This window comes from Streptomyces sp. JLBT605, assembly GCF_058215555.1.
The window spans coordinates 3,222,637-3,236,144 of sequence record NZ_CM177087.1 but is presented as its reverse complement, the minus strand read 5'-3'; the positions used below and the strand labels follow the sequence as shown (position 1 = coordinate 3,236,144).

Genomic DNA, 13,508 nt, shown 5'->3' with positions numbered 1-13,508 from the left:
GTTGAGAGTGGTGGAGGGGGCGTGGCTTCACCGGGTGCCGTCGTGGTGGATGCGGCGGGTGAGGTTCCACAGATGGCGGCCGACGCGTATGCGCTTGCCGGTGGACTGGCAGCGGCGGCAGTACCTGCCGCGGTGAAGGCGTCCCCGGCGGTCGGCCTTGACGGCGTAGCCCCAGCCCTTGCACTTGCGGCAGTTGCCGAATGGGCTGGATGCGCAGAGCATGATGTAACCCGCAGTGACGACGAAAAGAGTGCCGTTAGCGAGTAGCGCAGGGGTCATGAAGGGCCTCCTGGGCCGATTGGAGGGTGTGCGAAGGCCAGGCCGCTAGGCGCTAACGACCTGATGAGAGCGTGTCTGTAGCGCTAGCGGGGGTGCTAGACCTAGCAGGGGGAGCCGCTAGGTCCAGCGGCGATAGCGGACTAGCCCGCTTTCCGCTGCCCGTCACGCTTCGCGATGGCGGCGGTGACCTTGGCGCGTTCGATGCCGCGCCGGTTGGCGCCCTTGCCGTCCGGGGTCTTGCCCCACACCTGGCCGGTGGGGACGCCGTACGGCTTGAGGGTGGCGGTGAGTTGCTCGGGTTCCCACCCGCCGTAGACCTCGGGCCGCAGCTCGGCGAGCCGGGACGCGACGGTCTCGTTCCACACCTTCGGCTCCTCGGGCTTGATGACCGCGAGGATGTCGGCGAGCAGGTCGTACGAGCTGACGGCGTCGACCTCGGGCTCCTCGCCGAGGGCGTGGCCGGAGAGGGTGCCCGCGGCCTTGCGGAGCTCGTACGCGGCCACCGACACGACGTCGGCGGTGGGCGCATCGACGTAGACAGCGCGCACGATCCGGGCATCGGAGCCCTCGCCGACGAAGTAGCAGATGCCCTTGTCGGTCCAGGCGAGCATGTTCGCCCGGACGCCGCGCTTGTACGAGCCGGTGCCCAGCACCATGTCGTTCTCGATCTGCCCCATGACCTTCAGGCACCACCGGACAGTGGCATTGGCGCTGATGCCGGTCGGCAGCGACTTGGAGTCCGGCCGCTGGGTGGCCAGCAACAGCGTGATCCCGAGGGCCGGGCCGCGCTTGACCAGGTCGGTGCAGATCTCCTCGAACTCAGCACCGTGGGTGGGGTGCTCGAACCAGACCTGGCACTCGTCCGCACCCACCACGATCGGGTGCAGCCCCAGCGACTTCTTTTCTGCCAGCGCCGACGTGACCTTGGACTCCGGACAGATGTCCTTGGGTAGGTTCCGGATCACCTTCGCCCGCCGCCGCAGGTCCTCCCGCAGCGACCGCAGCGCGGCCAGGGCGTACTCGATGTCCTCGTCCTCGTCGCCCGCTCGGTACCGATGGGCGACCCGCGCGAGCGGCGAGAGATCACCCGTGCCCTTGAGGTCGAAGACGTGCAGCTCTGCGCGCGGGTCCATCGAGGCGATGAGCAGCAGAAGCCGCAGCAGGAACGTCTTGCCCATGCGGGGGACAGCACCGATTATCCCCGAGATGTACATCAGGGACTGGGCCACCCAGCGGCCACGCTGATCGGTGGCGAAGGCGGCAGGCTTGAAGAGGTCGATCGGGCCGCCGGCCAGGAGTGGCCACTTCGGCTGCCTGGCCTTGTTCATGTCCTGGTCGCCGACCCAGAGCCGCAGGCGGCCGGTGTGCTCGTCCGGCACTGCCTCGGGCCACACGCAGCCGAGGGGCCGCCGGAGTCCGGAGGCGAGCCGGTCACGGCGGTCCATCACGTCCGAGACCGTCACGCCGTACGGAAGGTCTCCCTCGGCGAGCCAGCCGGGCCCGTCCCGGGTGATCGGCGCCGTGAACACCAACGCGTCGCGGCCCTTGGCCACGGCCTGGTTGATCTGAGAGATGCTGATCGAAGCCAGCGCCCGGAGCACGATGTCGCTGGTGAGCCGCTGGACCTTCGGCATCTCCACGGCCCGGCTGGCGACTGGCTGATCGGCCTCCGTACCGAGAGACCCGAGGGCCAGGACCAGGGCGGCGCCCGAGATCCATTGGAGCCAGTGTGGGGCCAGGACGTAGAGCGCGAGGGCCGCGCCGATGCCGACCACCGAGGCCAGCAGCACGATCAAGGTGCGGAGTCGTACCCGGCCGTCTCGCTGGTGGCACAGCCTCAGGTACTCGGCCGCGTCTTCCCGGTGGACGGCGGCCAGCCGCACCGGCTCGCCCTCCTTGTCCGACATCCATCGGGCCGTGCCGCCCATGAAGCGGGCGGCGCCGCGCGGGCATTGCAGCGCCAAGCGGCCGACGTACACCGGGGAGCGCAGGGCGTGGTACGCCACCATGTGGCTGTAGTGCCCGGCCACCCAGCGGGCGGCCGACTCCAGTTCCTGCCGGGACTTCAACCAGGCTGGGACGACGGGGCGGCGCTTGGCACCCATCACCCGGCTCAGAAACCCCAGCTCCTCGGGCTGCGGGCCGTCCACCGCCACGGCCTCTTCGCCGGCACGGATGGACAGCGCTTCCTTCGCGCTGCCAGCGCGTTTGCTGCTGATGTCGACCACCGCGGCGTTCTCGTCCGCGAGGTCGTGGGGCTGGTCGGAGGCGGTGCTGTCAGACACGATGCGACGTGCTCCTTTCTGTGGGAGGAGCGGGCCCGGTGCGTCGCTGTCGTCGGTGGAGCACCGGGCACCGCGTTCACTGCTGGGCTGCTGCTCCGGCCGGCACCAGCGCAGCTCGGTCGCCCGCGTGGGCACGGCGGGCCTCCACGGCCTTGATGCGCTTGCGCCCCCAGCCCTCGCTGAACCCGAACTCCCGCCCAAGAGCGGCGGGGCCGATCGGCGATCCGGCGTCGAGCGAGTCGGCGTACGTCTGCTCGGCGCGCTGCCGCGTACGCTCCATCTCCGCCTCGTCGTACGCCTTGCTGCCGGTCCTCCGAACGCCCTTGTCACGGGGCCGTACGGAGGACGCGGAGAGCCCCTTTTCGGGGCGGGGCGTACGGGGGCTGACCTGGCCGGACGCGGCGTAGGGAACGGCGTGCGTACGCCGCCCCGTACGCCGCGTCTCCTCACCATCAACGGCCGCTCGCGATGAGCTCGCGGCGGTGTGCGCGTCATCGCGTACGGTCTGAGGGCGGTGATGGAGGACTTTGGCGACCAGGTCGGAGCCGAAGAAGATCGACCCCACGGGCAGCGATGTCGCGAGCAGGACCAGGAGCCAGTTGGCGGGGCCCCACTGCGCGAGGGCCAGGCGACGCTCGCCGGGGGCCAGGCCGTGAACATAGTTGAGGACGAGCGAGGCCAAGGTGTAGCCGGCCAGCACTCGCAGGGCGAAGTCCCGGTCCCTACCAGTGAGCGCGAGGGTGGCCACCAGGGCGAGGGCCATCAGGCCGTCCACGACGAACGGGTAGAGCAGCGAGGCCGTGGGGTCCGCGCCGACCGTCTCGGCGATGTCGCGCAGGGCGTTCCAGGACACCCGGAACGCCATCCCCACAACGGCCACAAGGGCGATGACGAGCAGGGTCTTCGGGTTCTTCACGCGAGCACCTCCCTACGGGTGGTGCGGATCGAGCCCCCAGTGCGGCAAGGCGACGGGGGCGGGGTGAGCAGATCAACGGCATCCGCCTCGATCGCCTCGCTGACCATGCGGGTCACGAGGTCGATCAGGTCCGGGTTGTCAGCGAGGATGTCGCGGCCCGCGTCCAGCCGGGCCGCGCGCTCCTCGGCGCTCTCACCGATGACGCCGAGCCAGAGCTCCGACGGAGTGCCAAGGTGCAGCTCAGGCATGTCGTCGCCGCTGATGCCCTCGTAGTTGCCGATGAAGTCCTTCATCAACGTGCTCTCCTGATCTCGATGGGCAGGGAGACCGGGTCGGCGGCGATGTCCTTTGCACGGGAGGACCGCCGAACCGGGCTGAGCAAGGTCAGATGCGGATCCGGCGAGGCCGGAGGCAGAGATTGGCCAGGAAGCCGCTGACGAAGCAGGTCGACGCGACGGCCACGAAGGTCGTCAGGAGCAGGCCGCCGCCCTCGTCCCGGACGGCGAAGCTGGTCATCGCAGCGGTGAGGATCCCGGTGATCAGGCAGAGCACGGCCGCCAGAGAGCGGCTGGCGCTGTGGGGTTTGTAGCCTCGGGCCACGACTTCGACTTCGGACGGCAGCGCAACACAGACCACCCCGCCCGCGACGCGCACGCTCACCAGGCTGGCGTCACGGTCCTTGGCGATGCCGGTGACTTCACCGATCGACCGGTCCTGGCGAACACGCACGATGTCGCCGATGGCGAGAAGCATCAAGATCTCCTTTCCTGGAAGCTCTGAATGGACGCCCGGCCCCCTGCGTCCCAGGGGGCCGGGCGGGTCGTCCCGCAGCAGCGCGGGACGGGGGTGCCGCCGCCTGATGAGCGGCGGCGCACCGGATTTCTTCGGGGCACGGTCTGCTTGCCAGGCGCCGTGCCATGCAGTTTTCAAAGACCGAGCGCTGCCTTTGGCCTCTTCTCAGGGAGTCCTCCGGGCGCCATCGCAGCCCTCCTACCTGCGGAGACAGGCATGGAGCGACCACACACTCAACTCCTCAAGACATCTTGACCTCAAGACCTCTTGAGGAGTTGGGAAGACCGTAGAGGCGAAGAGCTGTTGTCGTCAACACCTCTTGAGGACTTAAGCTGTGGGTGCCCCGACAACGGTCTTCCGGACGGTGATCTCCCATGGCCAAGCGATACGAGCGGATCGCTGACGCGCTGCGTCAGGACATCCGCACAGGCCAGCTAGCGCCCGGCGCGAAGCTGCCGTCCGAGAAGGCGCTCACCGAGCAGTTCAAGACCAGTACGCCGACGATCCGTGAGGCGCTGGCCGAGCTGCTGACGGAAGGGCTGATCGACAAGCGGCACGGCGTCGGGAACTTCGTCCGCAAGCCGCGTCAGCGGGTGGTCCGGGACAACGGCCGGCACCAGTGGGAGAAGGACCGGGCGCGGCAGCCTGAGGAGAAGCGCAAAGCGACTGGCGCGACCGAGCACGACACCGGCCTGACCGTCTCTGACCTGGTCTTCCACGCCGAGTTCCGCGAGGTGAAGGCCAACGAGGACCTTGCCGCCGCTTTCGACGTCCCGGTCGGCACACGGCTTCTCGAACGGATCTACCGCACCCACTCGCAAGAGGAAGACGCGCCGTTCAACGTCTCGCGCTCGTACCTGATCCACGACCTGGTCGCCGGAAATCCGGACCTCCTGGACGCGAGCAATGAGCCGTGGCCCGGCGGCACGCAGAACCAGCTCTTCACGGTCGGCATAGAGCTCGACCGCGTCGTGGAGCACTTCACCGCTCGCCCGCCGACCGCGGAGGAGAGCGAAGAGCTCGGCATCCAGAAGGGCGTCTCCGTGATCGTCCTCCGGAAGACCTGCATCGACATCGAGGGCCGGGTGGTGGAGGTCGCCGACGTCGTCCTCCCCGGCGACCGCACCGAACTCGTCTTCACGACCCCCCTGGCCAGGTGGTGACGATGACCAACCTGATCTCCGTCATCACCCCGGTGCACGCCCCGGCCGCGGAGTACCTGCCGTCCGCCTACAAGTCCCTCGTCGAGCAGGAGCTGCCGGAGGGTTGGGACTGGCAGTGGGTCATCCAGGAGGACGGCGAGACCGACGCGGTCGCGCCCCTCGTACCGGACGACCCGCGCATCAGCTTCGGCCAGGGCCGCGCCGGCCGCGCCGCGATGGCTCGCACCATGGCCCTGTCCCGCGTCACCGGCCAGTACGTCAAGGTCCTGGACGCCGACGACATGCTCACCCCCGGCTCACTCGCCCGGGACCTCCGCGCCCTGGAAGACAACCCCGGCATCGGCTGGGCAACCTCCCGCGTCCTCGACCTGCTGCCCGACGGCTCCACCGTCGGCTTCGACCAGGACCCCCCGCAGGGAGTCATCGAGCGAGGCGCCGTCCTGGAGCACTGGAAGGCCCACAACTTCCGTGCCCAGGTCCACCCCGCGACCCTCTTCATGCGCCGAGACCTACTCTTGGCCCTCGGCGGCTGGATGGCCCTGCCAGCGTCCGAGGACACCGGTCTCCTGCTTGCCCTGAGCGCGGTCAGCCGCGGCTGGTTCAGCGCGGAGACGGGCCTGCTGTACCGGAAGTGGCCGGGACAGGTGACCAGCCAGCCCGCGCACACGCAGGCGAGCGAGAAGGAGGCGCGGTTCGCGGTGGTGGAGGCTCGGGCACGGGTCTTGGCGGCGCTGGACGGCTGGCGGTACGCAGACCACTGACGAAATGGGTCGATCACGCGTCAGTGCGATCCAGCGAGACGCCGCCAGCTGCTCCGACCGCCATGAATGATGAGGCTGCGATGTTCAGTCTGAACCGTTGAGTGACAACTTCCTCTACAGGTTCAAGGCGGCTCGCTGCCGCTCACCGCGCGCGGCCCGGCTCCCCGGGCCGCCACTCCTGTCTCCGCCCCGCTCCAGCCCGGTCCGCCCAGCCGCGCGGCAGCAGCAAGCACCTTGGCTGAGGACAAGAGGTCCGTCGTGACTTGGGGGTCGGCTCCACGGCTTTACCCACCTCCCCGATTCGGGTCCCGCGTCGAGCAAGATCAGGGAGCCACTCGGACACATTGCGGGCAGGGGCAAGCCTGCCCGAGTTGCCTGGCCAGCGTACGGCCCCTGATCATGCTCGACCCCAAACCGGGCAGGACAACGGCCAAAGCCGCTCCGCCGACCTCATGGGTGAATCTCCTACTCCGTACTCCTGCCAGTGGGGCAGCCCTGTCCCTATGCTGCTCAGAGGAGCCCTGCTGCACGAGCTGTGGATGATATCGGAGAACCGCCTTGTATATCGAAAGAGTAGTACTCAAGAACATCAAAGGCTTTGAGAGTGCAGACCTTGACTTTTCCGGCATGGATGGAGAGCACGCGGGCTGGGCAGTAATCACCGGCGACAACGGATCAGGCAAGACAGCCCTCCTAAAGTCCATCTGCATGGCGATTCTAGGGCCGGACGATTCTCGCGTCCTCCTCACAGACACCCGAGGATGGGTAACAGAAGGCGAAGAGTCTGGAACGATCTCCGTCGAGATTAAGCCCTACAGGGAGTGGGACCGCACCGCAAAGGGAGGTTTTCCAGTCCAAAATACATTTTGGGCCGAGATTGGATTCTCTCGCGAAACAAGCGCATGGGCAATTTCCTCCGTAGACGTGTACAGGAACAAGAAGAAGGGAGCATTCAACGGCCCATGGGCTCCAGGCACGCAAGGGTGGTTTGCACTTGGGTACGGCCCTTTTCGCCGCTTGTACGGAAGCTCGCCAGACGCCCAGCGCCTGATGGTGATTCCCGGCCGAGTACCGCGATTCGCCACCCTTTTCAAGGAGGACGCAACTCTCGCGGAATGCGAACAGTGGGTTAAACAGCTAAACTACAAGAAGCTAGAGCAGCAAGAATCCGAAAAGGTTGCCCTGGAAAATCTCCTCGAGCTACTTAATGACGACTTCTTGCGTCAGGGAATGGCGGTTAGCGAGGTTAATTCCGAGGGGATCTGGCTTAAAGATTCCGCTGGCCGGCGAATGCCCCTCGCGGACATGAGTGAAGGGTATCGATCGGCACTTGCAATGCTGATCGACATCTTCCGTCACATGGTGGACGTGTACGGGACGACAGCTTTGACCAAGAAACGCGATGACGGGTCCACATACATCAATCGCCCAGGCGTAGTAATCATCGACGAAGTGGACTCGCACCTGCACCCTGCCTGGCAGCGAGAAATTGGATTCTGGCTGAAGAAACACTTCCCGCTGGTTCAATTCATAGTCACGACCCACAGCCCGCTCGTGTGCCAAGCAGCCGACAGGGGCAGGGTGTACCACATGCCCCAACCTGGCCAAGGTCAGCCGTTCCGGCTCGCCTCAGATGACTTCAATCGGGTAATCGCTGGGAAGCCGGATCAGATTCTCCTAACGCCTGCTTTTGGGATGAGTCATACACGGTCTCCGCGGGCCGTTGAGGCCAACAGGAGGCATTCCCGCCTGCGTGCGAAACAGCTCGCTGGAAGGCTGACAAATGACGAATCCAGCGAGCTAGAGCAGCTCTCACTCTTCACCGAAGCGGAGTGATGAGCAGCCAAATGAGGAGAATCCACAGAGTCGAGATTGACTTTTCCACGCGCCGCGACCTCGCAATAAGGCGAAAGAAGGTCACAAACAAAGAGATGGCAAGGGCGGAGTGGAATAGCTATCGCAGATCAGTGAAGAGCCGACCAGTACTCGATGCACTGAAAAGAATGAACGGCCAGCGTCAGCGCTGCGTATATTGCTGCGACTCTCGCTCCGCTGACATTGATCACTTTACTCCGATCGCGATTGACTACTCCCAGTCTTTTACTTGGGAAAACTTCATTTTGGTATGCCCAGAGTGCAACAGGAAGAAAGGGGCGAGGTTCCCTAGGGACGCACAGGGGAAACCATTGATCATCAATCCTGCGAGGGAAGACCCCTGGGACTTCTTGATCCTAGACACCAAGACGGGGTATCTGGCAGCCAGGTTCCTAGAAGAGGATTTTGATCCAAAAGGCGAATCAACGGTTGAGGTCATATCTTGCATCAATCACGAGGCTGTGGTTGAGGGGAGACGGCGCGTAATCGCGCGATACTACGAAGCCGTTGACGCCCTCCTTTCAAGCGCCACACCAAAAGATTCCACGGGTAAACTCCTAAGAGAGGTCCGTGAAGACGAGCACGGCATCGGAGAATGGTTTGCCCGCCGAGAAGGCAAAGAAGAAGCACGCTTCTCAGAATTGAGATTTCGATTCCCCTCGATCTGGAGGAGATTCGTCCGGGAATCGTGCAGTTCCTAAGCAATTCAGATCAGTCACTTTCCTGACTGACGATGCGCACCATGGGGCACAGCTCCCGTGATTGAACTTACAAAGCAGTTGTCGGTCGAGAGGGCATGACCGCGGTGCAGGCGATGAGTGACCGAGCGTCTTCCGACACGAAGAGCATGTAGATCCAGAGGCCGTCCAGTGAGTCGATCTGGCCGAGCCGAACCGGTCGGCCATACGCGCTCAGCAGCTCGACGGCGTGCTCCAATCCACGCGTCTCCTGGCCCGTTCGGCGCGTCAGCCTCAGACGGCGCTTGTAGATGCGGGCGAGCGAGTCAGCGGGGGACGTCCCCGGCCAGACCACAGCCGCCCCACCATTCAGCAGGGCATGACGGGCCTTCGATGCCACCTCGGAGCTGTTCACAAGGAGGGCGGCTATCTGGTCTCGTTTCATGCCCCTCCCTCCGACGGGGGATGATGTCAGCCCACCTGGCCCGGCTCGAACGGGCTGGCCCCCTCCACAACGGGCCGGTGCTGCGGGTCTACAACTGGCCGGCCGACGCAGGCGGAGCCAGGCTAGACGACGGGCCGACTCCGGGGCCACGGACTCTTCGTGGACGGATCAAGCCCCGCCAAGCAGCAAGAAGGCGTTGGCCTGCCAGGATGGCGGACAGGCACAGGGCCTCCGGAGCCGTTTAGTCTTCCGGGCGACGCAGGACCCTCGGCGCCCTGCATTATGAGCGATCGCTCTCACGCTCAGATCGTGACTGCGGGAGCAGCAGCCCGCGCGCCGTGTGCTCCTGGCCGTCGAACTGGCCGCTCACGCCAAGGTCACGCCTGGCCAGCTCATGAAAGCGATTGATCGCTTCGAAGGCCGCCAGATGCCGCGCCCGCCACTCCGGCAAGGTGCCTTCCACCACGCCCTGAGCCTGCCACCCGATCGCGGCCATCGCTTCCTGCACCGCGTGCGCGACCTCGATGACCTCGTCCGCCGCGAGCAGCATCACGCGCTCAAAGGCCAGGGCCTGCTCGAACCCCGCGGTCGTCAGGTCTTCCGAAAGCTCGCGCTCGCTGCGGGCCAGCGTCCGCATCCCCTCGCGGGCCTCGTACAGCATCTTCGCCGCATGGATCGAGGACCTGACGCGGCCGATGAAGCTGGCGTAGGCATCGAGCTTCTGGCTGTCCCAGCGGGTGCGGAGTGCTGCCTTCCGCCTGCTTCGCTCCATGAGCTCATTCGTAGCGTAGGTAGTTAAGGCGCCGAGTATGACGGCCGCGATTGTTACGAGCTGAGCGATCGTGTCCAACAAGTCCCCCGCAAGCTTCGCCAGCACGCGAGTGCCGACTCTTCCCCTCCGTGGCTAGCGATGGGTCAAAGGTGCTACCCCAGAGGGATCTCGTAGACGATCTCGCAGTACGCGGCAGGGATGACGATGTCGGCCGTCTCGACCGGCCGGCCGTCCTCGCTGAGATACGTGCGCCGGATGTGGGTCACCAGCGCGCCCTTCTGCACGCCCAGGAGGTTCGCCTCCTCGGCCGTGGCCTGCCGCGGCTCCGGCTGCTCGACCGCATGGCTGACGACGACGCCGATCTCCGCCATCCGCTCGACCACACCACGGCCGGCGAGCGGGCCGGCCTCGGGGAGGACGACGATGGTGCCGCCCGTGAGGTCGTAGGGCTCCCAACTGGTCGACATCTGCACGGGCTTGTCGGCCGCCAGGAACTCGTACGTCGTGCGGACACAGAGGTCGCCTTCGGCGATGCAGAGCCGGGCGGCGATGTCCGCGGGCGCCGGCACCTTGGCCTCGGTGCGGTGCTCCCACGATCCGTTCTTGCCGAGACCTGCCATGTCGACGCGGAAGGGTGAGCCGCCGCTCTGCTCGCGGTGGCCCGAGCGCACCATGCGCAGCCGTTCGCGGGGCTCGGCTACGTAGGTTCCCGAGCCTGCCCGGCCCTGGAGAACGCCCTGGACGATCAACAGCTCCTGCGCCCGCCGGACGACGTTGTCCCCCACGCCGTACTCCGCCGCCAGGTGGGCCCGGGAGGGCAGTCGATCGCCCGGCGACCAGTCGCCGCTGGCGATGCGCTCGCGTAGTCGGTCAGCAACTGCGAGGTAAGGCGGCTGCTCAGGCATGTGGCAAATCTAGTCCACTAGCTCTAATCTAGTTAACTAGCTTTACCCTCAGTGATTCCGTCACGACGGAGGACAGCCATGCCCGCACCTGCATCCCGAGCGCAGGAGATCAAGGCTTGGCTGTCCGCTGCCGGATGTGTCCCGCGCCTGACCGAACACCGGGATCACATCCGAGTGGAGACCGACCTCCCGGACTCGTTGTCGCCGGTCCACTTCCGTGCCGTTCTCGCGGCGTTAGAGAGCGCCGATCGGTTCGGCCACAGCGGCAGGAGCGGGAGGCGGGTCGCGTGGGCGGTCATCGGGACCGGGCATGTGCCACCGGCCGTCGATGCGGCCGAGCTGAGGGTCAGCGAACCAGGAGAGGCCCCCGCGGCGGCCGGCACCGCCCGGGGGACGGCCGACAGCCCAAGGAGCTGACGACATGGACGACGCTACCGCCCGCCCCAGGACACAGACGTGTCATCGCTGCCAGAAACCGACGAACGATCCCACCACCGTGGTAGCTCACGGCGCATCAGGCCCGGGCTGGATCGGCTACTTCTGTCCCAAGTGCTCTCTGGCAGCCAGGCATCGGGACGGGGACCCCGCGCCCACCGCTGCCGTGATCCGACGCGAGGGCCGGCGGGAACGTGCCTGACCCCTCGAAGAGACCTGCCGACCTGCTTCCTTACTGCCAGCTAGCCACCGAATGGCCGGAGTACGCGGATGAGCACCAGCAGTGTCCGGGCCCGCACGAGGTGCGGCTCTCGCCTATCCCGCCGTCGAAACAAGGGCCGCTGATCATGGCGGTCCGCTGCGACTGCCCCTGCCACCAGAACAGCCCCCGTACAGCACCCGAGAAGGAGCAGTGACGCGCATGGCTCGGTACGAACGGATCGCCGCCGAGATCCGGCAGATGATCAACGCCGGTGCGATTGAGCAGGGAGCGCGACTGCCGGCGGAGACCGCCCTCGCGGTGCAGTACAAGGTGGGCCGCCCGACACTGCGGCAGGCGATGGATCTCCTCCAGGACGAAGGCCTGATCGAGAAGCGGCACGGGAGCGGCACCTTCGTGCTCGGGCGGCGACGACAGATCGAGTTCGCCAACGACCGGTACTGGTCCCTCACCGTTCCGGAGCAAGCACCCGCAGCCCATGAGCCACGGATCACCGACCCCGCTGTCAGGGTGTCGGTGAGCTGCTCTGAGGCAGCGGCGAACGTCCAGCTCGCGGCGCGACTGGGGGTGCCTGTCGGGGCGCGGCTGCTGGAGTTCGTCTATCGCGCCCACGGCGCCGAGGACTCCAGCCTCTACAGCGTCGTGCACTCGTATCTCGTCCGTTCGATGGTGGAGGACATCACCATGGCGCCCACCGCCGGACGTTCGCCCTGGGGGGACGCCTGCCATGCATGGCTGAGGGAGGCGGGCATTCAGGTGGACCGCATCGAGGAACGCGTCTCGGCGCGCCCGCCGAGCGACGCGGAAGCCCAGGAGTTCGACCTGGCTCCCGAGGTGTCGCTCCTGGTCGCCCAGCGGAAGTCCATCGGCGTGCGCGGCCAGGTGGTAGAGGTCGCAGACCTGACCATGGCCGGTGACCGCGTCATGGGGGTGTACACCACCCAGCTGAGTGGCGCTCACCAGCAACAGCTCTGATCTACGGATTCTCCCGCGGCCGGGCCGATCGAAGTCAGATCGGCCCGGCCGCCTTTGCTGTGATCACTGGGCCGGGTCCAGCCGTCGTGTGGATAGTCGGTCTCGAAAGTGGCGCTGTCGACGCCGGCCGCGAGCGGTCGCTCTGGCAAGGGGGCGGGGGCATGCGGCCAACCTGCGGTCAGGATCGACGCAGTTCCCTTGTAGCGCCCGGTGTTCTTGCAGTTCAGGGCCGGACCGGGCGTCTGGAGCGGCGCGGTCTTGAAAACCGTCGTGGCAGCGATGTCACCGTGGGTTCAAATCCCACAGCCTCCGCCGAGGTCATGAAGTGCCTGCACACACCAGGGGTGCCCCGAATGCCGGGGCACCCCTTGGCTGTTGCTCCTGGCGATGCGGGCCTAGGTGACGCGCCTGAGGACGAGCGGGTCGGGGAGGCCGCCGTCGTTCTCGCACTCGAGTTTGCGGGCTAGGGCAAGGGCGGCGGAGTACGCCAACTTGATGTTGTCTTCGCGTAACCCTGGATACTGGCCATCGTAAGTATCCGAATGGTCCACCGTGATCCGAATCCGCGCGGGGTCATTTTTTGAGCCCTTCACATGCGGGCTAATGCACTCAAAATAGAGTCGAGAGTCCCAGAATCCCGCTGCCGCATATTTTCCGATGCCATATCGGTCACTCCCTCCCGGAAGAGACGCGGGGTCTTTTACGTCCCGGGGGGCGTAGTAGCCTGAACGGATGTTCGTATGCCCTAGTTCGGGTTTCCCGTCATAGACGCCGCAGGTCCCGGAAGTCATGGAGGAGCGGTCTCCTCTTTCGCGGGTCTCCCCTATCATCTTCACCGACTTATCCAGGAAATCTTGATCGCGGTTGGCGAATTCCTTGACGCCTCTTACCTTTTCAAGGGTGTCGGCTGCGTAAACGAGGGCGCCGCTGCAGAGCTCTCTTGCTGAAACCCGGGAGTCCTGGGTCCTGTCATTGCTGCTGCACGCGGAGATGCTGGTGCCGAGGAGC

The 13,508-nt window shown here is 66.1% G+C and carries 13 protein-coding genes; 5 read left to right on the top strand and 8 right to left on the bottom strand.

Features of this window, described 5'->3' with window-relative positions; genetic code table 11:
• Window positions 1-27 precede the first annotated feature (27 nt).
• The 5 genes from AC4BDD_RS14005 to AC4BDD_RS13985 form a co-directional block, all read right to left on the bottom strand.
• Window positions 28-279: a hypothetical protein gene (locus tag AC4BDD_RS14005; RefSeq protein ID WP_490691328.1), complete on the bottom strand. Its 252-nt coding sequence runs from the start codon at window positions 277-279 to the stop codon at window positions 28-30.
• A 140-nt stretch (window positions 280-419) separates the two neighbouring features.
• Window positions 420-2,564 (bottom strand): cell division protein FtsK, encoded by a 2,145-nt coding sequence (locus AC4BDD_RS14000; RefSeq protein WP_490691327.1) that lies wholly within the window; start codon window positions 2,562-2,564, stop codon window positions 420-422.
• 76 nt (window positions 2,565-2,640) lie between these two features.
• On the bottom strand, window positions 2,641-3,480 hold the full coding sequence (locus tag AC4BDD_RS13995; RefSeq protein ID WP_490691326.1) for a DUF2637 domain-containing protein: 840 nt from the start codon (window positions 3,478-3,480) through the stop codon (window positions 2,641-2,643).
• Entirely contained in the window at window positions 3,477-3,773 is a 297-nt protein-coding gene (locus AC4BDD_RS13990) for a hypothetical protein (protein ID WP_490691325.1), read from the bottom strand. The genes AC4BDD_RS13995 and AC4BDD_RS13990 overlap by 4 nt, the downstream gene beginning before the upstream one ends.
• Before the next feature lie 91 nt (window positions 3,774-3,864).
• Window positions 3,865-4,233, bottom strand: a complete 369-nt coding sequence (locus tag AC4BDD_RS13985; protein WP_490691324.1) for a hypothetical protein — start codon at window positions 4,231-4,233, stop codon at window positions 3,865-3,867.
• 413 nt (window positions 4,234-4,646) lie between these two features.
• Here AC4BDD_RS13985 and AC4BDD_RS13980 point away from each other — a divergent pair, with 413 nt between their 5' ends.
• From AC4BDD_RS13980 to AC4BDD_RS13965, 4 genes are all read left to right on the top strand, one after another.
• Entirely contained in the window at window positions 4,647-5,435 is a 789-nt protein-coding gene (locus AC4BDD_RS13980) for a GntR family transcriptional regulator (RefSeq protein WP_490691323.1), read from the top strand.
• Between the two features lie 2 nt (window positions 5,436-5,437).
• Window positions 5,438-6,196 carry a glycosyltransferase family 2 protein gene (locus AC4BDD_RS13975; protein ID WP_490691322.1) on the top strand — a complete coding sequence of 253 codons (759 nt, stop codon included), beginning with the start codon at window positions 5,438-5,440 and terminating at the stop codon, window positions 6,194-6,196.
• A 558-nt stretch (window positions 6,197-6,754) separates the two neighbouring features.
• A complete protein-coding gene (locus AC4BDD_RS13970; RefSeq protein ID WP_490691321.1) occupies window positions 6,755-8,032 on the top strand; it encodes an AAA family ATPase in 1,278 nt (425 codons plus the stop codon).
• Window positions 8,033-8,043: 11 nt separating this feature from the next.
• Window positions 8,044-8,772, top strand: coding sequence for an HNH endonuclease (locus AC4BDD_RS13965; RefSeq protein ID WP_490691320.1), 729 nt, complete (start codon window positions 8,044-8,046; stop codon window positions 8,770-8,772).
• A gap of 67 nt (window positions 8,773-8,839) precedes the next feature.
• Here AC4BDD_RS13965 and AC4BDD_RS13960 read toward each other — a convergent pair whose 3' ends face one another.
• The 3 genes from AC4BDD_RS13960 to AC4BDD_RS13950 form a co-directional block, all read right to left on the bottom strand.
• Complete coding sequence (locus AC4BDD_RS13960) at window positions 8,840-9,193, bottom strand: hypothetical protein (protein WP_490691319.1); 354 nt, start codon at window positions 9,191-9,193, stop codon at window positions 8,840-8,842.
• Between the two features lie 280 nt (window positions 9,194-9,473).
• Window positions 9,474-9,965, bottom strand: a complete 492-nt coding sequence (locus tag AC4BDD_RS13955) for a hypothetical protein (RefSeq protein WP_490691318.1) — start codon at window positions 9,963-9,965, stop codon at window positions 9,474-9,476.
• A 152-nt stretch (window positions 9,966-10,117) separates the two neighbouring features.
• On the bottom strand, window positions 10,118-10,870 hold the full coding sequence (locus tag AC4BDD_RS13950; protein ID WP_490691317.1) for a GntR family transcriptional regulator: 753 nt from the start codon (window positions 10,868-10,870) through the stop codon (window positions 10,118-10,120).
• A gap of 856 nt (window positions 10,871-11,726) precedes the next feature.
• Between AC4BDD_RS13950 and AC4BDD_RS13945 the strand changes: the two genes are divergently transcribed.
• Window positions 11,727-12,500 carry a GntR family transcriptional regulator gene (locus AC4BDD_RS13945; RefSeq protein WP_490691316.1) on the top strand — a complete coding sequence of 258 codons (774 nt, stop codon included), beginning with the start codon at window positions 11,727-11,729 and terminating at the stop codon, window positions 12,498-12,500.
• Window positions 12,501-13,508: the final 1,008 nt, after the last annotated feature.

What these genes read in the sequence shown, in the direction of transcription:
- AC4BDD_RS14005 (WP_490691328.1), bottom strand. Translation starts at nt 279, where the DNA reads ATGACCCCTGCGCTACTCGCTAACGGCACTCTTTTCGTCGTCACTGCG.
- AC4BDD_RS13990 (WP_490691325.1), bottom strand. Translation starts at nt 3,773, where the DNA reads ATGAAGGACTTCATCGGCAACTACGAGGGCATCAGCGGCGACGACATG.
- AC4BDD_RS13985 (WP_490691324.1), bottom strand. Translation starts at nt 4,233, where the DNA reads ATGCTTCTCGCCATCGGCGACATCGTGCGTGTTCGCCAGGACCGGTCG.
- AC4BDD_RS13980 (WP_490691323.1), top strand. Translation starts at nt 4,647, where the DNA reads ATGGCCAAGCGATACGAGCGGATCGCTGACGCGCTGCGTCAGGACATC.
- AC4BDD_RS13975 (WP_490691322.1), top strand. Translation starts at nt 5,438, where the DNA reads ATGACCAACCTGATCTCCGTCATCACCCCGGTGCACGCCCCGGCCGCG.
- AC4BDD_RS13965 (WP_490691320.1), top strand. Translation starts at nt 8,044, where the DNA reads ATGAGGAGAATCCACAGAGTCGAGATTGACTTTTCCACGCGCCGCGAC.
- AC4BDD_RS13960 (WP_490691319.1), bottom strand. Translation starts at nt 9,193, where the DNA reads ATGAAACGAGACCAGATAGCCGCCCTCCTTGTGAACAGCTCCGAGGTG.
- AC4BDD_RS13955 (WP_490691318.1), bottom strand. Translation starts at nt 9,965, where the DNA reads ATGGAGCGAAGCAGGCGGAAGGCAGCACTCCGCACCCGCTGGGACAGC.
- AC4BDD_RS13950 (WP_490691317.1), bottom strand. Translation starts at nt 10,870, where the DNA reads ATGCCTGAGCAGCCGCCTTACCTCGCAGTTGCTGACCGACTACGCGAG.
- AC4BDD_RS13945 (WP_490691316.1), top strand. Translation starts at nt 11,727, where the DNA reads ATGGCTCGGTACGAACGGATCGCCGCCGAGATCCGGCAGATGATCAAC.